The 22,483-nt window shown below is 69.3% G+C and carries 20 protein-coding genes and 1 tRNA gene; 14 read left to right on the top strand and 7 right to left on the bottom strand.

Features of this window, described 5'->3' with window-relative positions:
• Nucleotides 1-31: 31 nt before the first annotated feature.
• The 3 genes from LMH63_RS04545 to nadC are packed head-to-tail and all read left to right on the top strand — an operon-like array spanning nt 32 to nt 2,875.
• The gene (locus LMH63_RS04545) at nt 32-340 is read left to right on the top strand and encodes a hypothetical protein (protein ID WP_109675863.1); all 309 of its coding nucleotides are present in this window, start codon (nt 32-34) and stop codon (nt 338-340) included.
• Entirely contained in the window at nt 333-2,012 is a 1,680-nt protein-coding gene (locus LMH63_RS04540; RefSeq protein ID WP_109675865.1) for a Na(+)/H(+) antiporter subunit D, read from the top strand. Before LMH63_RS04545 ends, LMH63_RS04540 begins: the two co-directional genes overlap by 8 nt.
• Nucleotides 2,013-2,035: 23 nt before the next feature.
• Nucleotides 2,036-2,875, top strand: a complete 840-nt coding sequence (gene nadC / locus LMH63_RS04535) for a carboxylating nicotinate-nucleotide diphosphorylase (RefSeq protein WP_109675867.1) — start codon at nt 2,036-2,038, stop codon at nt 2,873-2,875.
• Between the two features lie 27 nt (nt 2,876-2,902).
• Here the strand turns inward: nadC and LMH63_RS04530 are convergent, their stop codons facing one another.
• Complete coding sequence (locus tag LMH63_RS04530) at nt 2,903-3,346, bottom strand: arsenate reductase ArsC (RefSeq protein ID WP_109675869.1); 444 nt, start codon at nt 3,344-3,346, stop codon at nt 2,903-2,905.
• Nucleotides 3,347-3,481: 135 nt separating this feature from the next.
• On the opposite strand from LMH63_RS04530, the gene LMH63_RS04525 reads away from it, so the two are divergent.
• The 3 genes from LMH63_RS04525 (at nt 3,482) to LMH63_RS04515 (ending at nt 6,032) form a co-directional block, all read left to right on the top strand.
• The gene (locus tag LMH63_RS04525; protein WP_109675871.1) at nt 3,482-3,877 is read left to right on the top strand and encodes a hypothetical protein; all 396 of its coding nucleotides are present in this window, start codon (nt 3,482-3,484) and stop codon (nt 3,875-3,877) included.
• 79 nt (nt 3,878-3,956) lie between these two features.
• Nucleotides 3,957-5,468, top strand: coding sequence for a methyl-accepting chemotaxis protein (locus LMH63_RS04520; protein ID WP_109675873.1), 1,512 nt, complete (start codon nt 3,957-3,959; stop codon nt 5,466-5,468).
• 81 nt (nt 5,469-5,549) lie between these two features.
• Complete coding sequence (locus tag LMH63_RS04515) at nt 5,550-6,032, top strand: hypothetical protein (RefSeq protein WP_109675875.1); 483 nt, start codon at nt 5,550-5,552, stop codon at nt 6,030-6,032.
• A gap of 85 nt (nt 6,033-6,117) precedes the next feature.
• Here LMH63_RS04515 and LMH63_RS04510 read toward each other — a convergent pair.
• Nucleotides 6,118-6,193 (bottom strand) — tRNA-Thr (locus LMH63_RS04510).
• Nucleotides 6,194-6,346: 153 nt separating this feature from the next.
• Between LMH63_RS04510 and LMH63_RS04505 the strand changes: the two genes are divergently transcribed.
• The 8 genes from LMH63_RS04505 to LMH63_RS04465 all read left to right on the top strand — a co-directional run bounded on the left by LMH63_RS04505 (nt 6,347) and on the right by LMH63_RS04465 (nt 14,452).
• Nucleotides 6,347-6,907, top strand: coding sequence for a GspH/FimT family pseudopilin (locus LMH63_RS04505; RefSeq protein WP_109676142.1), 561 nt, complete (start codon nt 6,347-6,349; stop codon nt 6,905-6,907).
• Nucleotides 6,908-6,910: 3 nt separating this feature from the next.
• Complete coding sequence (gene pilV, locus LMH63_RS04500) at nt 6,911-7,441, top strand: type IV pilus modification protein PilV (protein WP_109675877.1); 531 nt, start codon at nt 6,911-6,913, stop codon at nt 7,439-7,441.
• A 41-nt stretch (nt 7,442-7,482) separates the two neighbouring features.
• Entirely contained in the window at nt 7,483-8,547 is a 1,065-nt protein-coding gene (locus LMH63_RS04495) for a PilW family protein (protein ID WP_158280279.1), read from the top strand.
• A gap of 7 nt (nt 8,548-8,554) precedes the next feature.
• Nucleotides 8,555-9,148: a pilus assembly PilX family protein gene (locus tag LMH63_RS04490; RefSeq protein WP_109675878.1), complete on the top strand. Its 594-nt coding sequence runs from the start codon at nt 8,555-8,557 to the stop codon at nt 9,146-9,148.
• 34 nt (nt 9,149-9,182) lie between these two features.
• Entirely contained in the window at nt 9,183-12,917 is a 3,735-nt protein-coding gene (locus LMH63_RS04485) for a pilus assembly protein (RefSeq protein ID WP_158280280.1), read from the top strand.
• 17 nt (nt 12,918-12,934) lie between these two features.
• On the top strand, nt 12,935-13,303 hold the full coding sequence (locus LMH63_RS04480) for a hypothetical protein (protein WP_109675882.1): 369 nt from the start codon (nt 12,935-12,937) through the stop codon (nt 13,301-13,303).
• Nucleotides 13,304-13,334: 31 nt separating this feature from the next.
• On the top strand, nt 13,335-13,799 hold the full coding sequence (locus LMH63_RS04470; protein ID WP_109675887.1) for a type IV pilin protein: 465 nt from the start codon (nt 13,335-13,337) through the stop codon (nt 13,797-13,799).
• An 89-nt stretch (nt 13,800-13,888) separates the two neighbouring features.
• Nucleotides 13,889-14,452: a GspH/FimT family pseudopilin gene (locus tag LMH63_RS04465; RefSeq protein ID WP_109676147.1), complete on the top strand. Its 564-nt coding sequence runs from the start codon at nt 13,889-13,891 to the stop codon at nt 14,450-14,452.
• Nucleotides 14,453-14,563: 111 nt separating this feature from the next.
• Here LMH63_RS04465 and ispH read toward each other — a convergent pair whose 3' ends face one another.
• From ispH to murJ, 5 genes are all read right to left on the bottom strand, one after another.
• On the bottom strand, nt 14,564-15,553 hold the full coding sequence (ispH, locus tag LMH63_RS04460) for a 4-hydroxy-3-methylbut-2-enyl diphosphate reductase (protein ID WP_109675889.1): 990 nt from the start codon (nt 15,551-15,553) through the stop codon (nt 14,564-14,566).
• 570 nt (nt 15,554-16,123) lie between these two features.
• Entirely contained in the window at nt 16,124-16,603 is a 480-nt protein-coding gene (lspA, locus tag LMH63_RS04455) for a signal peptidase II (RefSeq protein WP_109675891.1), read from the bottom strand.
• 397 nt (nt 16,604-17,000) lie between these two features.
• Nucleotides 17,001-19,826, bottom strand: coding sequence for an isoleucine--tRNA ligase (ileS, locus tag LMH63_RS04450; RefSeq protein WP_109675893.1), 2,826 nt, complete (start codon nt 19,824-19,826; stop codon nt 17,001-17,003).
• Nucleotides 19,823-20,785 carry a bifunctional riboflavin kinase/FAD synthetase gene (locus tag LMH63_RS04445; RefSeq protein ID WP_109675895.1) on the bottom strand — a complete coding sequence of 321 codons (963 nt, stop codon included), beginning with the start codon at nt 20,783-20,785 and terminating at the stop codon, nt 19,823-19,825. The genes ileS and LMH63_RS04445 overlap by 4 nt, the downstream gene beginning before the upstream one ends.
• Nucleotides 20,786-20,833: 48 nt before the next feature.
• Complete coding sequence (murJ, locus tag LMH63_RS04440) at nt 20,834-22,399, bottom strand: murein biosynthesis integral membrane protein MurJ (protein ID WP_109675897.1); 1,566 nt, start codon at nt 22,397-22,399, stop codon at nt 20,834-20,836.
• Nucleotides 22,400-22,483: the final 84 nt, after the last annotated feature.

Below are 22,483 nucleotides of genomic sequence, written 5' to 3'. Positions count from 1 at the left end.
CCGGCGGCTGGACTGAGGAGCGATCACGACCATGAGCACGGGCAGAACGGGCAGGATCCTCGAGGCCCTGGTGGCCAGGCGCCGGCCGCTGCGCAACGCGACGCTGGTGGTCATGGCGCTGCTGGTGCTGGTGGACCTGTTCAAGGAACCGGCCTACGAGCGCTTCCCCTGGGACGGCATTGGCGGGTTCATCGCCTTCTACGGCTTCATCTCCTGCGTGCTGATCATCGTCGTCTCCAAGGCGCTCGGCTACGCCTTCCTCTACCGGCGCGAGGACTACTACGACGACGCCCCCCAGGGCACGGGCCGAAACGCCAGGGGGGATGACGGCGATGCTTGAGTGGATCCATCCCTCGCTGGTGCTGATCGTCGGCGCGTTGCTGCTGCCCTTCCTCGAGGGGCGCTCCCGCCAGATCTGGCAGGTCGCCCTGCCCGGCTTCGTGCTGCTGATCATCCTCGGGCTGGAACCCGGGCAGTACGGCCAGCTCACCCTCGGCACCCTGGAGCTCATGCCGGGGCGGGTGGACAAGCTCAGCCTCGTATTCGCCTACGTGTTCGGGCTGATCCTGGTCATCGGCAACATCTACGCCCTGCACGTCACCGACTGGATCCAGCACGTGGCGGCCATGGTCTACGCCGCCGGGGCGCTGGGCGTGGTGTTCGCCGGTGATCTGGTCACGCTCTACGTCTTCTGGGAGCTGATGGTCATCTCCTCGGTCTGGCTCATCTGGCAGCGCCAGAGCGGGGTGTCCTACCAGGCCGGCATGCGCTATCTGCTGGTGCACGCCTTCGGCGGCATGCTGCTGCTGGCCGGGCTGCTCGCCCACTACCAGAGCACCGGCTCCATCGCCTTCGAGGCCTTCGAGCCCGAGGGCTGGGCGTTCTACCTGATCCTGGTGGCGTTCCTGATCAACGCCGCCGTGCCGCCACTGCACGCCTGGCTCACCGACGCCTACCCGGAGGCGACGGTCACCGGCACGGTGTTCCTGAGCGCGCTCACCACCAAGACCGCCGTCTACACCCTGGTGCGCGGCTTCCCGGGCACCGAGCTGCTGATCTGGCTCGGCGTCGTGATGGCGCTCTGGGGCGTCGTCTACGCCGTGCTCGCCAACGATATCCGCCGGCTGCTCGCCTATCACATCGTCAGCCAGGTGGGGTACATGGTGGCTGGCGTCGGCATGGGGACGACGCTCGCGCTGAGCGGCACGGCCGCCCACGCGTTCACGCACATCCTCTACAAGGCGCTGCTGCTGATGGGCGCCGGTGCCGTGCTGCACATGACCGGGCGCAGCAAGCTCACCGAGCTCGGCGGCCTCTACCGCTGGATGCCCATCACCTTCCTGCTCTACATGGTGGGCGGGCTGTCCATCTCCGCCTTCCCGCTGTTCAGCGGCTTCGTCAGCAAGACGATGATCGTCGAGGCCGCAGCGGTGGACTACCGCGCCTGGGTGTACCTGCTGCTCACCATGGCCTCCGCCGGCACCTTCCTGCACACGGGCCTGAAGCTCCCGTACTTCACCTTCCTCGGCAAGGACTCCGGGCTGAGGCCGAAGGAGGCGCCGCGCAACATGCTCGTCGCCATGGGCATCGCCGCGGCGTTCTGCTTCCTGATCGGCGTCTTCCCCGGGGCGCTCTATGCGATCCTGCCGAACGCCGTGGACTACCACGCCTACACCGCCGGGCATCTGCTGAAGGAGATGCAGCTGCTGCTGTTCACCGGGCTCGGCTTCTTCCTGCTGCTGAAACACGTCGGCGGCGAGGCCAAGATCAGCGTGGACACGGACTGGTTCTACCGCCGGCTGGGCCCGCTGGTGGTGACGCGCGTGCGGGATGCGGTGGTCGCCACGGACCGCGCCGCACGGCGGGAATTCCTCAGCGCCTTCCATCGCGCCCGGGAGGCGGCGATCCATGCCCGGACCAGCGGCCGCCTCGCCCAGAGCTGGCCGACCGGGTCCATGGCTTTGTGGACGGCGCTCGTGCTCGCGGCGATGGTCGTCTTCGGCGTACTCTGACGCGCCCGGGAGCAGGCGGCCGCATGGACCCCATCGACCCCGCCCGCGTTGCCGACGATGCGCGGCGCGCGCTGGCGGAGGACGTCGGCACGGGCGACCTTACCGCCGCGCTCCTGCCCGAGGCAGGCACCGCCCGCGCCCGGGTGATCGCCCGCGAGCCCGCCGTAGTCTGCGGCCGGCCCTGGTTCGACGCCGTCTACGCTGCGCTGGACCGGCGCATCGCCGTGCGCTGGCACGTCGGCGAGGGTGAGCGGGTGGCGGCGGACAGCCTGCTCTGCGAGCTCACCGGCCCGCCGCGGCCACTGGTCTCCGGCGAGCGCAGCGCACTGAACTTCCTGCAATTCCTGAGCGGCACGGCCACCGTGGCCCGGCGCTACGCGGATGCCGTGGCCGGCACTTCAACCCGCATCCTCGACACCCGCAAGACCCTTCCCGGCCTGCGTTACGCCCAGAAGTACGCCACCCGCTGCGGGGGCTGCCAGAACCATCGCATGGGCCTGCACGACGCAGTGCTGATCAAGGAGAACCACGTCATCGCGGCGGGCTCGCTCACCGCCGCCATCCGGCAGGCCCTCGCGCTCTACCCGGGCCGGCCCGTCGAGGCGGAGGTGGAAACCCTGGCCGAGCTGGACGAGGCCCTCGCCGCCGGCGCCCCGCGCCTGCTGCTCGACAATTTCAGCCTTGCGGACACCCGCGAGGCCGTGCGCCGCGCCCGGGGACGGGCCACCCTCGAGTCCTCGGGCAACCTGGAGCTTTCGGACCTCCCCGCCCTGGCCGAAGCGGGCGTGGACTTCATCTCCATCGGCGCTCTCACCAAGCACGTCCGTGCCATCGATCTCTCGATGCGCTTCGAGCTGCCGTAGGTCGCACACGGCTGCGCCGTGCACGACCTACGCCGCGCGGCAGGTGCCGCCGTGCTCGGCGCAGAAAGCCTCGACCCGCTCGCGGATGGTGTCGCGCACCTTGCGGAAGGCCTGCAGGCGCGTCTCCTCGTCGCCGGTAACGGCGGAGGGGTCCGGCAGATTCCAGTCCAGCCGCCGGGCACGACCGGGGAATATCGGGCAGCGCTCCGCCTCCGCCTGGTCGCAGACGGCAATGACGTAGCTGTAGAAGCGCCCGCTGCGCACGCAGTCCATGACCGACTGGGTCTTCGCCCCGCTCAGATCGATGCCCACCTCGGCCATCACGCGGACCGTCAGCGGATGGATCGTGCCCGGTTCCAGGCCCGCGCTGTGCGCCTGCGCCTCGTCGGCGCAGAGATGGTTGTACCAGGCCTCCGCCATCTGGCTGCGGGCGCTGTTGTGGACACAGATGAAGAGGATGTCCCGGTGCATCACGATCTCCTATTCGTTAATCCATATATACGCAATGTCGCATGCATTGGCATTGCCGCCAAGGCCGTCTTTCGCTGGCGGTAGCGGCGCCTGCAACGGTACTCTGAGGGTCGGGAGTCGTGACGGAGCCAACCCATGCGCGTGCGTGCCCTGCCCCTGACGGAACCGGACGGCGGCCCAAGCGGAGAGGCCGCACTGGACGCGGATGCAACCAATGCCGGCGTGCGCGGCGCAGTGAGCCGCGCCATCCAGAGACTGCGGGAGGCGCAGCGCGCGCAGGCCGAGCCGGAAGGGGCCATGACCCTCGAGATCCTGCCCCCCGGGGCGGAGCGCTGGGTCCCCGTGCACGTGGACGCCGGCAGCCCACCGCCCTACACGCGCCTGCGCATCGACTCCCCCTTCGAGGTCGACTGGGACGACATCGCCGCGCTCATCCGCCTCACCCACCGCTACTGGGTCAGCCGCATGCGCCTGCTCGAGCGCGCGCGGGCCCGCCGTGGCGGCGGCACCGGCGACCCCGGACCGGACTGACCACAGTCTCAAGCCGCCGCTGCCGCGGCCGATACCTCCACCGGTACCGGCGCATCCGCGCCGCGTGGAGGGGCCAATCGTGCAGGCAGTCAACGCGTCGCTCAGCCTGACCCGTCGGCGGGCAGACCGGCTGTTTCTCGTCATCACCTGGCTGCTGCTCCTGGCAGCGCTCGGCCTCGCGCCCTGGCGCGGAACCTGGGCGGCCGCCCTGCTCGTCGGCCTGCCTGCGGCGCTCGCGATTACGGCGGCCGTGGCGCTCGCTCCCGGGAGCCGCCCCACGCGGCTGCTCGTCGGCGCCGCCATGATGGTGTTCACCGCCCTGCACATCCACCAGGCCGGCGGCCTGATGGTGGTGCATTTCGGGGTATTTGTGCTGCTCGCGCCGCTGCTCTTCTACCGCGACTGGGCCGTGGTGCTGGCCGGCGCGGCGACGGTCGCCGTGCATCACATCCTGTTCAACTGGCTGCAGGCGAGCGGCGTCGGGGTTCATGTCTTCCCCGAGCCATCCTGGGGGATGGTGCTTGTCCACGCCGGTTATGTCGTCATCGAGGCGGGTCTGCTGATGTACATGGCGCGCCGCCTCGAGCTGGAAGCCCGCGCCTCGGAGTCCGTGGCAGACCTCGGGCGCATTCTCTTCCAGGGTGGCGACACCATCGACCTGACCCGCCGCGTGCCCGCCGGCGCGGGCGAGGTCGCCACGGGCTTCAACGCCTACATGGAGTCTGTCGATCAGGCCATTGGTGGCGCCGTGAGCGCGACCCGTGCCCTCACCGGGACCGCCGACAGCCTCAACCGCCGGGCGCGCGACCTGGACGCCCGCGCCACCGCGCAGAGTAAGGGCACCGAGCGGCTGGACGAGGGTATCGCCGGGGTCGCCGCTGCCGCCGCCCACGTAGCCCGCACCGCGACCGAGGCAGAGGCCACGGTCGCCGACACCCTCCAGCGCCATGGCGAGGCCGATGCCGCGACCCGCGCGGCCATCGACGCGAGCCGGGAGCTGGCTCGCGCCGTGGACAGCGCCGCCGCGCACATGCGCGAGCTCGGTAGCGACGGGGACGCCATCGGCGTAGCGCTCAAGGTCATCCGCGAGGTGGCCGAGCAGACCAACCTGCTGGCGCTGAACGCCGCCATCGAGGCGGCCCGCGCCGGCGAGCAGGGGCGCGGCTTCGCCGTGGTGGCCGAGGAGGTCCGGGGGCTCGCCGAGCGCTCGGCCCAGTCCGCCAGCGAGATCAACGACGTCGTGCGGGGCCTGCAGGGCCGTATCGGCAAGCTGTCGGAGGCCGTCGGCGGCAGCGAACAGCTCGCTCGCACCATGACCGAGCGCGGCCAGGAGGCCGGCGAGGCCCTGCAGGCCATCGGCGAGGCCATGGCCGGCATGCAGAGCGCCGTCGGTGCCATCCGCAGCGCTACCGGCGACCAGGACCGGCTGGTCGAGGACATCGGCCGCCAGACCGGCCAGATCCGCAGCCTCACCAGCGAGACCGCCGGCGAAGTCGCGGCCGTCACCCGCGAGGCCGGCGAGCTCGAATCCCTGGCCGAGCATCTCTCCGGGCGAGTGGAGCGCTTCGTCACCAGCGGCAGCGAGGGGTAACTCAGCGAGGGCTATTTCCGCATTGCACGCGCGGCGGGCCGGCCCCATGGTGACAGTGAGCCCGCAACGGATAGGTTCGCCATGCGCAGCCTGCTGCTGGTCACCGCGCTACTGATCGCCGCCACCGGCCCGGCAACCGGCAGCCCCGTCTACCGCTGCCCCGGCGACGAAGGCGCCATCACCTTCACCGACGAGCCCTGCGCCGGTGGCGAGCGCGTCCAGCTGCCGGAGCCGCCCCCCGCCGGCGCGGCCGCCGCCGCCCGCGAGCGTGCCGAGGCCCTGGCGGAGTCCGCAGAGGCCCTGGCGGAGGCCCGCCGCGCCCGGGAAGCCGAGCGCGAACGCCGGGCCGCGGAACAGGCCGCCGCGGCTGCCCCCACGCCGGCACGTACCGATCCCCAGCCGCCCCGGGAGCCACGCTGGGTGCGCTATGGCTACGGCTATGGCTATCCGCCATTCCCGCACCCTCCCCACCGACCACACCCTCCCAAGGCCTCACCAGACCCTCCGGAGGAGCCCGAGCCCGAGCAGCGGGTGATCGGCAAGACACCCAATCTCATCGACTGATTTCGGGAGTAAGCAGCCCAAGCCCGAGAGACGCCGGCAAACGCAAAACCGGCCGTTACAGGCGGGAGAGCACCAGGGCAAGAAGTGGTGCCGGTGCGCAGACTCGAACTGCGGACCTACTGATTACGAATCAGTTGCTCTACCGACTGAGCTACACCGGCAACGCGACCGCGGAGTATAAGCGAGCCGTCTGCGCCAGACAATCGGCGGTGTCTCAACGATGTCCGGAGGCCTTTCGCCACTCGTCGGACGGCCTCGGCGGCTCGTCTCCCGCCCTCTGCACGGACGCCATCATCGCGCGTTGAATGTGATCCATGACACGTACAGGCGGATTCACCCTGGTTGAGCTGATGGTCACGCTGGCCGTGGCGGCAATTCTGCTGTCCGTGGGCGTGCCCTCCTTCCAGGCGCTGATCAGGGACAACCGTCTCACCGGCGCCAACAATGAGCTGGTGACGGCCATCAACGCCGCCCGCTCGGAGGCCGTGCGTCAGGGTGTGACGATGACGCTGTGTGCCAGCACCGACGCATCAAGTTGCGGTGGCAGTGACTGGGATGGCGGTTGGCTTCTGTTCGCGGACGCCGACGGTGACGGCACCCGCGATGCCTCCGAATCCATCCTGCGGAGTCAGGCGAGCGCGCCGACCGGCGTGGCGATCTCCACCACCGGATTCGGAAGCGCCGGGGCAATACAGTACATGGCCAGCGGCTTCATCGCCGGCGCGGACGAAGGCAGCTTCGTCTTCTGTGATGACCGCGGGGCAGGTGAGGCGCGAGCCATCAACCTCAACGCCTCCGGACGCCCGAGCCAGGCCCTGGATCAGGACGGAGACGGGGTCGTCGAGAACCATGACGGCAATGCAGTGAGTTGTTAAGGCATGCAGCACGCACTTCGCCAGGATCGCCAGGCCGGCTTCACCCTCACCGAGGTGCTGGTGGCCGTGTTGGTCCTGTCGATTGGTCTTCTGGGGCTGGCCGCCATGCAGGTTAGGGCCCTCCAGTACAACCAGAGCGCATACCTGCGCTCACAGGCTTCCCTGCTCGCCTACGACGTCATGGAGCGCATGCGGGCCAATCCCTCCGCCGCCGTGGCCGGAGACTACGATGTCGCGCTGACCGACGCGCCGGCCAGTGTCACCGCGTGCAATACCAGTTCGAGCTCATGTTCCGCCGGCCAGCTGGCGGCCTACGACCTCGCCACCTGGCAGTGCCAGCTCGGCAACTGGAGCAGCTCGAGCGCCTGTGCAGGGCTCGGGATCGATGCCGGCATTCTGCCCGACGGCCGGGGCGCCATTCAGCGCGCGGGTAACTCGTTCACGGTGACCATCCAGTGGACGGACCGACGTGACGACGATGGCGACGGCGTCAGTACTGTCAGCCTGGACTATCAAACCGAGATTCGGGACTGAGGCACATGAAGTATCGGCCGCGTGCACACGGACAGTCCGGCTTGTCGCTCGTCGAGTTGATGGTGGCGATGCTGATCGGCCTCGTGCTGCTGGCGGGCGTCGTTCAGGTCTATCTCGGGAGCCGGCAAAGCCAGCGGACCACGGAGAACCTCGGCCGCATGCAGGAGAACGCCCGCTTCGCGTCGGATCTGCTTTCGCGTGAGCTCCGTATGGCCGGCTTCATGCCCTGCCGCAAGACCGGCAATTTCGCCAACGTGCTCAATGGCGGCAGCGGCAACACGCTGACCGATTTCGCCGGCGGCCCCATCACCGGTTACGCGGAGGGCGACGACACCTTCCCCGGCGTGAGTTTCGGATCCTCGCCGGGCGACCGGGTCAACGGTACCGAGGCCTTCATCCTGCGTGGCGGCGGTGACACCACCTACGCGGTGAACAACCACCAGCCCGCTGCGTCGTCCGCGGCCTTTTTCCTGAACGATCTGCACGATCTCCAGGATGGCGACATCGTGCTCGTCTGCGATACCGAACAGTCTTCGTTGTTTCAGGTAACGAACGCCAACTCGGCCAATGTCACCGTGGTTCACAACACCGGCGGCAGCGTCTCTCCAGGCAACTGCACGAAGGGCCTGGGCTCACCGGTAACTTGCACGTCCACCGGAACGCCCTACACGTATGGCGACGACGCGCAGATGGTCAAGTTCGAGGCGGTCGGCTACTACATCGGCGTCAGCCGTTCCGGCGAGACGACGTCCCTCTACGAGCGCCGGGCCTCCATCAGCTCCGGGGGTATCAGCGCTAGTAGCCGTGAGCTGGTGGAACATATCGAGAACATGCAGCTGCGTTACGGCGAGGACGACGACGACGACGGCTCCCCCGAGCGTTACGTGGAGGCCGGGAGCGTGTCGGACTGGAACAACGTCGTCGCGGTTCGCCTCGGACTGCTCGCGCAGACTCCCGAAGCCGTCGCCAACAACAACGACGACCGTGAATACGTGGTCGCGGAAACACAGATCGGCCCAAGCACGACCGTCTCCCACGCGGGGGACCGGCGCCTCCGGTACGCCTTCAACACAACGGTGAGGATCCGCAACGGTGGCTTCGAGTAGCGGCAGCATGGTCAGGCCGGCGATTGGCCCGGGCGCCAACCAGCGCGGCGCGGCGCTGGTCGTGAGCCTCATCCTCCTGCTGGTGATGACGCTGCTCGGCGTGGTGACGCTGCGCAACACCTCGCTGGAGGAGCGCATGGCCGCCAATCAGCGCGACCGGCAAATGGCCTTCGATGCGGCCGAAGCCGCGCTCTACGCTGCCGAGCAGGACATCGAGAACAACGTCATTACCCTCGCGGGCTTCGACGGTGACGGCAGTGACGGCCTCTATGACGAAGACGCGGATCTCAATGGCGACGGTGACGTCGATGCCGACGACGAGGCCATCTGGCGTCACATCGACTGGGCTGGAACGGCCTCGGGCAACAGCAACAAGGCGCGCACGTACACCGGCTTCTCCGGCAACGTGGCGAGCGCGCCGGCCTACGTGATCCGCCACGAGGGCACGGTGGAGGCCGCCGAGGACGAGCTCAATCTGGGCAACTACGGCGAAGGCACCGGCGCCGGCGAGACCGATCTCTTCGAGATCACCGTACGGGCCACCGGCGGATCCGAGTCTGCCACCGTGATCCTGCAATCGACCTTCGGCAAGCGCCTCTAGAGCGCCGGGCACGATGACCAACAGGAGGTCTGTCATGACCTTGGGGAGCAACCGCCTTGCCACTGCGGCCAGCCGCCGCGCCCTCTGGGTGGCTGTGTTCGGCGCCTGCGCGCTCAGCCCGGCGGCCCTGGCCCAGCTGGACATTTCCCAGAACGCGCTGGAGGCGCTGACGCCCGTGGAGCCGAACGTGGTCGTGCTCAACGACGACTCGGGCAGCATGGACTGGGAAGTCATGACCACCGACGTCGGTGCGGAATTCCTGTTCTCGGGCACCCAGCCGGACGGCACCAGCCCTGCCGACGCGGGGGACCCGGTGCACCGGGACGCCGATAACGATGGCAACCCCGACTGCACCTTCGCAAGCAACGGTCGGCCGGGCTATCTCTACATCGCGGAGTTCGCCAGCAACACCTATGGCGATAACGGCCTCGACTGCAACACGGCCGACGACGATTCCTGGCGCGCGCGCAATAGCGATTTCAACCGGCTCTACTTCAATCCCCAGCAGACCTACACGCCCTGGGCCGGCGTCGACGCCGACGGGGATGCGTTCACCGATATCGACGCCACCAATGCGCCGGACGACCCGTACGACCCCGCTGATTACAAGGATCTCACCAGCGAGGGCTCCGGCTGGGACGGCGGCACCTCACACCAGGCGCTGACCGGCGGCTTCCGCTTCTTCACCTGGAGTGACGACGACGGCGATGGTCTTTTCGATAACGGTGAGGAGCGGAAGTACGAGATCGGCAGCCTATCCGCCACGGACCTCGCTGACCTCAACGCTTGGCTACAGAATCGCTACGCCGCCGACGCGAAACAGTACGCCAGCACCGACGAGATTCAGCAGAATTTCGCCAACTGGTTCAGCTACTACCGCAGCCGCGAGTTTGCCGCCAAGGCCGGCCTGAGCCGCACCATCCGGGACAACACCTCCGCGCGCATCGGCTACGCGACGATCAATAACAACAGCAACAACCGGATCCCGGTCGCCACCATGAATGTCTCCCCCAGCAGCGGCAACAAGCGCTCGTTGCTCGATCAGCTCTACGAGACCCGGTCCGCCAGTGGCACGCCCCTGCGTGAGAATCTGCAGGAGATCGGACGGTATTTCGCCTGCGAGTCAAACAGTATTTTCGGTGATGCGATCTGCCCGCAGACACAGGACGAGGACGGCAACAACGAAAGCGGTGCCGCCTGCAGGCAGAACTACGCCATCCTGATGACCGACGGCTACTACAACGGGAACGATCCCTCCGTGGGCAACGCTGATGGCGACAACGACAGCGACTTCGACGGCGGCGCCTTTGAAGACGGCCTATCGAATACGCTCGCGGACGTGGCCATGTACTACTACGAGCGGGATCTCCACGACACGCTGACGGATCTGGTGCCGACCACCGCCCGCGACCGCAACCTGTTCCGCGGTTCGGACGAACTCGGCGAGGTAATGCATCAGCACATGGCGACCTACACCATCGGCTTCGGCGTCAATGGCACCCTTGACGAGATGCCCGGTGGACCCGATGACCCCGACACGAAATTCTGGCCGGGCACCTCTGGGGACGGTCGCATCGACGACCTCCGCCATGCCGCCTTCAACGGGCGTGGCAGCTATCTCAGCGCACGCGACCCGGACGAGCTCGCTACCTCTCTGGAGGAGATCTTTTCCGAGATCGCCGCCGGCGTCGGCGCGGGTTCCGCGGTGGCCTTCAACACCCAGAACATCCGCAGCGATTCCCTGGTGTTCCGGGCCTTCTACGACACCAAGACCAACACCGGCGATCTTATCGCCCAGCAGGTCAACGACGATGGCACCCTCGGATCCACGGCCTGGAGGGCGGCCGAGCAGCTGGACGGCCGCACCTCCGAGAGCAGCGACACGCGCCGGATCGTCACCTACGACCCGGACGCCCTCAGTGGAATCGCCTTCGACTGGAGCTCGCTGACCACCGACCAGCAGGGTGCGCTGCACGTCCCGGTGCCGCCGGCGCTGACCACGGCGCGGCAGGACAACGGCGGCGTTGGCGACGAGCGCCTGGGCTGGGTGCGCGGGCATTCGGTCGACGAGGGCATTGCCATCGACGAGGGCGAACTCCGCGAGCGTGAGGTCAACGAGGGCCGGCTCGGGGACATCACCCACTCCTCGCCGGTCTTCGTCGGCCGCCCGCCGTTCTCGGGCCGCAATGGCGGTGCCTGGCCGGCCAGCAGCGGCGACACCTACCCCGAATTCCAGGAGGCCAACGCCAGCCGCGACGGCGTGGTGTACGTGGGCGCCAACGACGGCATGCTGCACGCCTTCTCCACGGACACCGGCGAGGAGCTCTTCGCCTATGTGCCGAGCATCCTGATCGACGATCTTCCCGACCTCGCCAGCCCCGAGTACAACCACCGCTTCTTCGTCGACGCCTCGCCGCAGGTTAACGACGTGTTCATGGGCGGCAGCTGGCAGACGACCCTGATCGGCGGCCTCGGCGCGGGCGGGCGTGGCTATTTCGCCCTGGATATCACGGATCCCTCGGACTTCACCACCGAGACCGGTGCGGCCGGGCAGGTGCTCTGGGAGTTCGTCGGCGGCACCGGCGCCGAGGCCGACGATGCCTCGCTCGGGCTCACCTTCAGCGAGCCAGTCATCGCCATGTCCAATGATGAGGCCAGTGGCGAGAAGCGTTGGGTGGCGATCTTCGGCAACGGCTACAACAGCGATGACCCGAACGGCAACGCCTCGCTGTTCGTGCTCTTCCTCGATGGCGGCACCGACGGCGTGTGGACCGAGGGCACCGACTACTTCCGCCTCGACACCGGGATCGGGTTCGATGACTACAACAGCGCGACCATGCCTCACCTCACCAGCACCACGCCCAACGGCATCGGCGACATCCGCGCCATCGACTATGACGGCAACGGCACCGTCGACGTGGTCTATGCCGGCGACCTGCAGGGCAACCTGCACCGATTCGACCTGTCCAGCAGCAACACCAATCAGTGGGACCTGGATGGCACGCTGTTCCAGGCCAGCTACGCGGACGGCAGCGGCGACCGCCAGCCTATTACCAAGGCCCCGGTGGCCGTCCGTCACCCGGATGGGGGACTGGTGCTCGTCCAGGGAACTGGCAGCTGGATGACCAACGCCGACGCTACCAGCGACGAGATACAGTCCATCTACGGCATCTGGGACGATGATCCGCTCGGCAACCTGAACGCCGTCACCCACTCGGAGCTGATCGAGCAGCAGTTCATCAACGAGGTGGATCCGGTGAACGGCTTCGTCGTGCGCACGCTGACGAACAACGAGGTCGACTGGAGCACCGACATGGGCTGGTACATCGACCTCGATGCCCCCGCCGCAGGCTCGTCGACGGGCTCGCCGGAATTCCCGGGCGAGCGGGCCGTGCGCAACATGCAGCTGCGCGGCGGCATCGCCTTCGTCAACACGGTCATCCCGAAGGTGGACGCAGCCTGCGGCACGATCGTGGGAGGCTTCGAGCTGGGCTTCGATCCCCTGACCGGAAGTACGCCCGAGGTGGTGGTCTTCGACACCAATGGCGACGGTGTCTTCGACGTGAACGACAACGTTGGCGGCCTCGAGGGCCAGTTGAACCGCGTCACCGGACTGCGCTTCGAGGGTGGCGTCCCCACTGACTCCGGCTTCATCGAGAACTTCCGGGTGACCCAGGTCGGCGACGAGGTGCGCAGCATGGGCACGAACACCGGGGGCACCGGACCGGTTGGCCGCCGCTCCTGGCGCGAAGTCATCCCGAGCCTCTAATGGCAGGAGTGAGCACTATGCACTGGCGTCTGTTATTCACCCTCGTGCTCGTCGCGACGGCGGGCCTCTGGGCGGCATCACCCGCCCTCGCGGCCGAGCCGCCGACCGCGCCAAGGCCAACGCTGCCCGACGACTATCCGCGCGAGTTCGACCGCATCGGCTTCGTCAACGGCAGCGAGCTTCGCAGCGGGCGCATCAACGTCGGCGCCGACTGGTACGCCCTGGACACGAACGTCCGCGTGCATACGCCCGCGACCCGGCATGCCTCGATCCATGCGCTCCGAGCGGGCGTGCCGGTGGGGCTGACGGTGCGTCGCGATCGCGAGGGACAGCCCGTCGTGGTGGCCATCTGGGTGCTGCCCGAGAATTACATCGAGCCGAGCTGACGGCCACACCGGTGACTGGAGGGACACAGTGATGATGCGACGAACCCGGCGCGCGCGAGGCTTCACGCTCATCGAGCTGATGATCACGGTGGCCATCGTCGCGATCCTCGCCTCCATAGCCTATCCGGCCTACCAGGAGCAGGTGCGCTCGAGCCGCCGCGCCGACGCCCAGGCCGCCCTGTCCGCCTTCGGCAACGCCATGGAGCGCCATTACACCGAAGAGCTCACCTACGAAGGCGCGGCGGCCGGGGGGAGCGACACGGGCGCGCCGGCGATCTTTCCGACCGAGGCACCGATCGACGGGGGCACCAAGTACTACGACCTCACGATCGTCTCCGCCGACGGCAACAGCTATACCATCCAGGCCAGCCCCAAGGGCCCCCAGTCCGACGATGGCGCGCTTCAGCTGGACTCCACCGGCGCCCGGCGCTGGGACACCAATAACGACGGTAGCTTTGGCAGCGGCGAGGAATGCTGGGAGCGCAGCTGCAGTTGATTCGTGGCGAGGCTGGGATAGGCTGGTAGCCCCTACGCAATGGCGGTGCTCCACGGAACCGGAGCACCCTTATCGGCACGGAGGCAGACATGGCCAGGGAAAGGGCCTTCACACTCGTCGAGCTGCTGGTCACCCTTGCCGTCGCGGCGGTCCTCGCCGTCACGGTGATCCCGTCATTCTCGGACCTGGTGCGTGATCAGCGCCTGATCGCGCTCAGCAACCGCTTCAACGCCTCACTTCAGCTGGCACGGGCCGAGGCGATCAAGGGCGGCTGGGAAGTGGTCATCTGCAAACGCAATCGAACCCTGCGTTGCGATGCCTCCGCCGGCTGGCACCAAGGATGGATGATCTTCCGGGACAACAATCGCGATCGCCACTGCGAGGACGGGGACGGCGACGGCACCTGCGATGGCGACAGCGGAGAGATTGTTCGCGCCAGCGGGGCTGTGACAGGCGGTCTTGCGATTGACGCCGGGGCCGGCAATACGGCCACCCGGATCGTCTACGAGCCCACCGGCTTCGCCGACGGCTATCCGGGGACGTTCACCTTCTGTGATGCCCGCGGCATTGCGCACGCGCGGGGTCTTGTGCTGTCCATGACGGGGCGGCTGCGGCAGGCCGATCCGTCGACCGATTCACTGCAATGTCCCTGACGACCCGGAATCATCGCGCCGCGCAATACCGGCTGTGCAGCGCCGTCGGAAACAGGCACGCATCCATCCGCCCGTAGAGGAATTCGACGTCTTGCGCTGGGAAACGCAGGTTCAGCGGTCCTCCACTGCCTGGGTGATCTCGCCCCGCTTCGGGATGGCGCGCATCAGATCCCTGGGCAGGGAGAACACCACGTCCTCGGTGTAGGAGCCGCCGGTGTCCGGGCGGCGGGCGCCCCACTCCACCAGGCGGTCGATGACCGACTGCACCAGCACCTCGGGGGCGGAGGCCCCGGCGGTGACGCCGATGCGGCGGGCGTCGCTCACCCAGGCGCGCTGCAGTTCCTCGGCGCTGTCGATCTGATGGGCGGCGACACCCATGCGCTCGGCGAGCTCGGTGAGGCGGCGCGTGTTGGAGCTGTTCTGCGAGCCAACCACCAGCATCAAGTCCACCTGCCGGGCCAGCTCGCGGACGGCGTCCTGGCGGTTCTGGGTGGCGTAGCAGATGTCGTCCTTGCGCGGCGCCTCGATGCAGGGGAAACGCGCCTGCAGAGCCTCGATCACCGCCGCGGTGTCGTCCATGGAGAGCGTGGTCTGGCTGACGAAAGCGAGGTCGTCCGGGTTGCGCACCTCGAGGCGCTCCGCATCCTCCGGGGTCTCGACCAGGTAGATCGCGCCCCGGTCGGCGCCCTCGCCCACGTACTGGCCGATGGTGCCTTCCACCTCCGGGTGGCCGTCGTGGCCGATGAGGATCACCTCGCGCCCGGCCCGGGCGTGCTTGCGCACCTCGATGTGCACCTTGGTTACCAGGGGGCAGGTGGCGTCAAAGACGCGGAGGCCCCGTGCCTTGGCCTCGTCGCGCACGGCCTGGGAGACGCCGTGGGCGCTGAAGATCAGCGTCGAGCCCTCGGGCACGTTCTCCAGCTCCTCGACGAAGACCGCCCCCTTGGCGCCCAGGTCCTCCACCACCGTGCGGTTGTGCACCACCTCGTGGCGGACGTAGATGGGCGCGCCGAAGGCCTCCAGGGCCTGTTCGACGATGCTGATGGCGCGGTCCACGCCGGCGCAGAAGCCGCGGGGATTGGCGAGGAGGATGTCCTGCATGGGCTGGGCGAACCGTTGATTTCGGAGGTGTAAGTGTCTCACGGGCGGCGGAAGGCGACCAAGCGCCGGGCGTCTGGGTGTGACGGGCGTCCGCGCCTCCCACAGGAGAGGAGCCAGGCGGGCCAGCCCGCATCTCTCACCGCTTCGCGAAGCGAGGGCGTGGAGATGGCGGGCAGGAGATGGGCAGCGCGGAGCCCTTCCCGCGGGCCTCTGGCCGCACAGCGCGCGTGCAGACAAGGCGCGCTGAGCAGCGCTGTACCGCGAGTACAGTCAAGCAGCGCAACGCCGGCTGCGCGTGCGCTGTGCGGCCCCGCAGGGCGCTTCAGAGCGGCGCCCTGGACTGCGTTGGCGTTCTTGCAAAGGGCTACGGCCATTCGCTGCGAACGCCGCCTTGCCAGGCCGCCGCTCTGAAGCGCAGAGGCCCGCGGGAAGGGTTCCGCGCTGCCCAACGCGCGGGAGAGCCCGGGCGCGCAGGCGTACTCGACAGTACGTCGAGCACCCGGGCCGAGCGCAACGCCGGACTGCCCGCCAGATCCGCGCCCGCAGCGGCGAATCGGTGAGAGATGCGGGCTACCGCCCCCTGCGCCAGTCCCGAAAGACGGCGAGCAGGATCAGGCCGACACCGACGGTGATGCCCGCATCGGCGACGTTGAAGGCGGGCCAGTGCCAGCCGGCGTGGTGCAGATCGATGAAGTCCACCACAACGCCGAGGCGCAGGCGGTCCACGAGGTTGCCGATGGCACCGCCGAGGATCAGGCCGAGTGCCATCGCCTGCAGCCGCTCCCCGGGCGGGAGCGTGCGCAGCCACCACACCAGATAGCCGCTCACCGCCAGCGCCAGCGCGCTGAAGAACCAGCGCTGCCAGCCGGGCTGGTCGGCCAGCAGACTGAAGGCGGCGCCGGGGTTGAAGGCCAGCATGAGGTTGAGAAACGGCAGCACCGCCACGGGCTGGTAAGGGGCGAGCGAGGCCTCGGCGGCAAGCTTGGTCGCCTGATCGAGGAGCAGCACCGCGGCTGCGGTAAGCAGGCCCAGGCGCAGCAGCGGCGTCATGCGGGCGTGCCGGCGGACCGCCGCGGGCGGGGATGTCGCCCACCGCCCGCGGCGGTGCACGACCTACGCGGGAAGGCGGCGCCGTAGGTCGGCAAGCGCGCAGCGCTCGCCGACACGCCGGCAGGCGAATTCGGAGAGGCCACGCTATGCGCGGCTGTCGGCGAGCGCTCCGCGCTTGCCGACCTACCAGGGGCATTGGCGATCGACGCGCCACCCACCGACACACCGGCCGGCGAATCCGGAGGGGCCGCGCCGTGCGCGGCTGTCGGCGAGCGCTGTGCGCTTGCCGACCTACAGGGGGCACCGGTGATCGGCGGAGTGCCGGTGACGGGCACCCGTAGGTCGTGCACGGCGCAGCCGTGTGCGACATCCGGCATGCCGCAGCGCCCGGCCACCGTCAGGCGAACCGCCGCTGCTCGCCGGCGCCGGCGACGTTCTCCACGCAGCGGCCGCAGAGGTCGGGGTGCTCCGGGCTGGCACCGACGTCGGCCCGGCGGTGCCAGCAGCGGGCGCACTTCGGCGCGGCGGTCGGCGTGACGGTGAAGCGGAACTCGGTGCCGTCCTCCAGTCGGGCCGAATCGGCGTCGGCCGGGGCCTGCTCGAGCGGGTGCACCCGCGCCTCCGAGCTGATCAGCACGAAGCGGAGCTCCTCTCCGAGCTGGGCCCAGCGGGCGCGCAGGCTCTCCGGGCAGTAGAGGTCGATCTCCGTCTCCAGCGTGGCGCCGACGGTCTTCTCGTTGCGCAGCGCCTCGACGCGCTTCGCCACGGCATCGCGCAGCTCGAGGATCTGGCCCCAGAAGCCGCGGTCGAAGGTATCGTCCTCGAGCGCGAACAGGCCGTCGTACCACTCCGCCTCGAACACGCTGCCCGAGCGCTCCCCGGGCAGATGTTCCCAGATCTCGTCGGCGGTGAAGGAGAGCACCGGCGTGAGCCAGCGCACCAGGGCCTCGGCGATGTGCCAGAGCGCGGTCTGCGCCGAGCGCCGGGCGAGGCTGTCGGCCTGGGTGGTGTACTGGCGGTCCTTGATGACGTCCAGGTAGAAGCCGCCCATGTCGAGCACGCAGAAGTGGTGGACGCGCTGGTAGACGTGGTGGAAGTCGTAGCGGTCGAAGGCGGCGACCACGGCCTCCTGCACCTGCTGCGCACGGTCCACCGCCCAGCGGTCCAGCGGCAGCATGCGCTCCGGCGCCACCGCATCCCGCGCCGGGTCGAAGCCCGCCAGGTTGGCGAGGAGAAAGCGCGCGGTGTTGCGCATGCGCCGGTAGGCATCCGCCGTGCGCTTGAGGATGTCGTCCGAGGCGGCGATCTCGCCGGTGTAGTCCGAGGACGCCACCCATAGCCGCAGGATGTCCGCGCCGAGCTCGTTCATCACCGTCTGCGGCGCGATGACGTTGCCGCGGGACTTGGACATCTTCCGGCCCTGCTCGTCCACGGTGAAGCCGTGGGTGAGCGTGCCCCGGTACGGCGGCTCGCCGTGGATCATCATCGCCGTCAGTAGCGAGGACTGGAACCAGCCCCGATACTGGTCGGTGCCCTCCAGGTAGAGGTCCGCCGGCCAGGTGAGCTCGGCGCGCTGGCGCAGGACGCTGTCGTGGGTCGTGCCGGAGTCGAACCAGACATCGAGGATGTCGGTGACCTTGTCGTAGCGTCCGGCCTCGTCGCCCAGCAGCTCCGCCGGATCGAGGTCGAACCACGCATCGATCCCCTCGGCCTCCATGCGCTCGGCGACGGCCTCGATCAGCCGCTCGGTGTCCGGGTGCGGCTCTCCGCTCTCGCGGTCCACGAACAGCGCGATGGGCACGCCCCAGTTGCGCTGGCGCGAGATGCACCACTCCGGGCGGTTGCGCACCATCGCCTCCATGCGCTGCTCGCCCCAGTCCGGGAACCAGCGCACCCGGGGCAGTGCCTCGAGCGTGCGCTCCCGGGTGCGGTTGGCCTCCAGGTTCAGGAACCACTGCGGCGTGGCGCGGAACAGGATTGGCGTCTTGTGGCGCCAGCAGTGGGGATAGCTGTGGGTGTAGGGCTCATGGTTGAGCAGCATCCCGCGCTCGTCGAGCAGGCGTACCAGGTCGCGGTTGGCGTCATGCACGAACAGACCGGCCACATGCTCGGTGCCCGGGAGGAAGCGGCCGTCGTCCCCCACCGGGTTCTCCAGTGGCAGGCCGTAGCGCTCGCCCATGACGAAGTCGTCCGCGCCATGACCGGGCGCGGTGTGCACCGCCCCCGTGCCGGCCTCGGTGGTCACGTGCTCGCCAAGCACCACCGGGACCTGTCGCTCCAGGAACGGATGCCGCAGCTGCAGATGCTCCAGGGCCGCCCCGCGGCAGCGGCCGACGATGCCGAAGTGCTGCACGCCGTAGCGGGCCAGCGCCGTCTCGTGCAGGGCCTCGGCCAGCAGCAGCAACTCGCGGCCGTGCTCCACGGAAACCAGCACGTAGTCGAGCTCCGGGTGCAGCGCCACGGCCTGGTTCGCCGGCAGCGTCCAGGGGGTGGTGGTCCAGATCACCAGCGAGGCCGGTGCCTCCGGCGCCTGGCCCTCGGCGCCGCAGGCCCGGCGCAGCGCCGCCCCGTCCACTGCGGGAAAGCGCACGTCGATGGCCGGGGAGGTGTGCTGCTCGTACTCCACCTCCGCCTCAGCCAGCGCCGAGGCGCAGTCCGTGCACCAGTGCACGGGCTTGAAGCCGCGCTTGAGATGGCCGCGGGCGACGATCTGCCCCAGCGCCCGGAGAATGTCCGCCTCGGTGCGGTAGTTCATCGTCAGGTAGGGGTTGCCCCAGTCGCCGATAACGCCGAGGCGCTGGAAGTCCTCACTCTGACCGGCCACCTGGGCCTCGGCGAAGCGCCGGCAGGCCGCCCGGAAGTCCCTGGCGCTCACCGCCTCGCCGGCCTTGCCGATTTCCTGCTCCACCTTGTGCTCGATGGGCAGGCCGTGGCAGTCCCAGCCCGGCACGTACGGGGCGTCGTAGCCGTCCAGGGTGCGCGCCTTGACGATGGTGTCCTTGAGGATCTTGTTGACGGCGTGGCCGATGTGGATGTCGCCGTTGGCGTAGGGCGGGCCGTCGTGCAGGACGAAGCGCTCCCGGCCCTGCCGAGCCCGGCGGATGCGCGCGTAGAGATCCTGCTCGCGCCAGCGCGCCAGGCGCTCCGGCTCGCGCTTCGCCAGGCCGGCGCGCATCGGGAACTCGGTACGCGGCAGATTCAGCGTGTCCTTGTAGTCGCTCACGGGGTCATCCTGCGGTCGTTGTCTTCTGGCAGTCCATGGCACCGGAACCAGTCCCGGGCCTGCTCGGCGTCCCGCGCGATCTGCGTGCGCAGGGCCTCGAGGTCGTCAAAGCGGAGCTCTTCCCGCTGGTGGGCGAGGAACTCCACGACCAGGTGCCGGCCGTAGAGATCGCCCGAAAAATCGAACAGATGGGTCTCGAGCAGCGTCTCGCGCCCGTTGACCGTCGGCCGCACGCCGAGGCTGGCGACGCCCGGCCGCGGCGCGCCAAGGCCGTGCACGGCGACGGTGTAGATCCCCCGCATCGGCGGCGGGCGCCCGCCGAACCGCAGATTGGCTGTCGGCCAGCCAAGCTCGCGGCCCAGCGCCTCGCCCCGCGCCACCCGGCCGGAGACCTGGTAGCGCCGTCCGAGCAGCGACGCCGCGGTGCCTAGATCACCGGCGGCCAGGGCCTCGCGCACCCGGGTGCTGCTCACCCGTCCGCCTTCGTCGCGCACCGTCGGCATGCGCTCGAGCTCGTAGCCGAGCTCGCCGGCCGCCTGCGCCAGCAGGTTGAAGTCCCCCTGGCGGCCGCGGCCGAAGCGGAAGTCGTCCCCCACCATCAGGTAGCGCACCCCCAGCGCCTCCACCAGCAGCTCGCGGATGAAGGCCTCCGCCGGCTGCGCCGCGAGGCGCTGGTCGAAGCGCAGGCAGAGCACGCGCTCCGCCCCCGCCCGGGCCAGCAGGCGCAGCTTGTCGCGCAGCCGGGTGAGCCGCCCTGGCGCCCGTTCCGGGGCGAAGAACTCCCGGGGATGGGGCTCGAAGGTGATCACCGTCGCCGGCAGCCGGTGGCGTGCGGCCGCCTCGCCCAGCGCCGACAGCACGGCCTGGTGGCCGCGGTGGACGCCGTCGAAATTGCCGATGGTGGCCACGCAGGGGCGGTGGCGCGGGCGCAGATTGTGGCTGCCCCGGACGAATTCCATGAACCTCACCCGTTGAAAATCCCGAAGTATACGGCAGCGGCGCCGGTCTCAGCCATGCTCGGCGGCGGGCTCGCGCAGATGCCGCGGGCGCAGGCCGGCAAGCCAGAGCACGGCGAAGTAAACCGCCGCTCCGCCCGCCACCGCCGCCAGCAGTGCGCTGACCCGGCCGGCGATCCCCAGTCCGCCCCAGAAGGCCTGCTGGCTCGCCGGCCACCCGAGCACCGCCACCATGGCCAGCGTCGCCAGGCCCACCCGGCGGCGCAGCCAGGGCCAGCCGGGCTCCGGCCGGTAGACGCCCAACCGGCGCAACCCCCGGTAGAGCAGCGTCGCGTTCACCCCAGCGGCCACAGCGGTGGCGAAGGCAAGGCCCGCGTGGCCCACGCCGGTGTCGTGCAGCCAGAGGATGAGCGAGATGCTCAGCACCATGTTCACGAGCATGGCGATCACCGCGCAGCGCACGGGCCCGCGGGTGTCCTGGCGGGCGAAATAGCCCGGCACCAGCACCTTCACCAGCACGAAGCCGATTAGCCCGAGGCCGTAGGCCATGAGGCTGAAGCTCGCCGCCAGGACGTCGTGGGCCTCGAAGCGCCCGTACTGGAACATGGTGGTGAGCAGCGGCACGGCGAGCACGGCAAGGCCCGCGGCCGCCGGCAGGATGATCACCGTCGTCACCCGCAGTGCCCAGTCCAGGGTGCGGCTGTAGGCGGCCGGCGCCGCGGCGGCATGCTCGGCGGAGAGCCGGGGCAGGATCACCGTGCCGAGCGCAATCCCGAACACCCCCAGCGGAAACTCCATCAACCGGTCGGACCAGTACAGCCAGCTGATGGAGCCGGTGATCAGGAACGAGGCGAGCAGCGTATCCAACAGCAGGTTGATCTGCTGCACGGAGGTGCCGAACAGCGTCGGGCCCATCAGCCGGAGGATCCGTCGCACCCAGGGGTCCCGCCAGCGCGGCCACGGCCAGGCCAGCAGGCCGCGCCGCCAGAGGAACGGCAGCTGCAGCAGCAGCTGCAGCACGCCGGCGGCGAGCACCGCGAGGCCGAGCGCGATGATCCCGGTCTCGAGCCGCGGCGCCAGCACCAGGGCGCCGCCGATCAGGCACAGATTGAGGAATACCGGCGCAAACGCCGGCGGCCCGAAGCTGCCGTAGGTGTTGAGCACCGCCCCGGCGCAGGCGGTGAGCGAGATCAGCATCAGGTAGGGGAAGGTCAGGCGCAGCAGCTCGCTTGCCAGGGCGAGCTTCTCGGCGTCGTCCGTAAAGCCCGGGGCGAAGACCCTGACCACCCCCGGCGCCCCGACCACGCCGAGCACCGTCAGGCCCAGCAGCACCACCCCCAGGCAACCGCTCACCCGCGCCGCGAGCTGGCGCACCCCGGCGTCACCCTCGCGGCTGCGCACCTCCGAGAGCACCGGCACAAAGGCCTGGGCGAAGGCCCCCTCGGCGAACAGCCGGCGCATGAAGTTGGGGATCTTGAAGGCGACGAAGAAGGCGTCGGTGGCCGCCGAGGGCCCGAACACGACCCCCAGCACCACGTCCCGGGCCAGGCCCAGCACCCGCGAGAGCAGCGTCCAGCCGCCGAAGGTGAACACGGACTGCAGCAGGCGCTGGCGCACGATGGCGAATCTCCCGGTGGTTCGATCTCACCGATCCGCGGCGGCCGGCGCGGAAGCGGGAGCGAGAACGGAATCGGGCAATGT

The sequence above is a fragment of the Spiribacter halobius genome (genome assembly GCF_020883455.1).
Classification (GTDB): domain Bacteria; phylum Pseudomonadota; class Gammaproteobacteria; order Nitrococcales; family Nitrococcaceae; genus Sediminicurvatus; species Sediminicurvatus halobius.
Note: the sequence above shows the minus strand (reverse complement) of the source record. Positions and strands in the feature narration are given on the sequence as shown.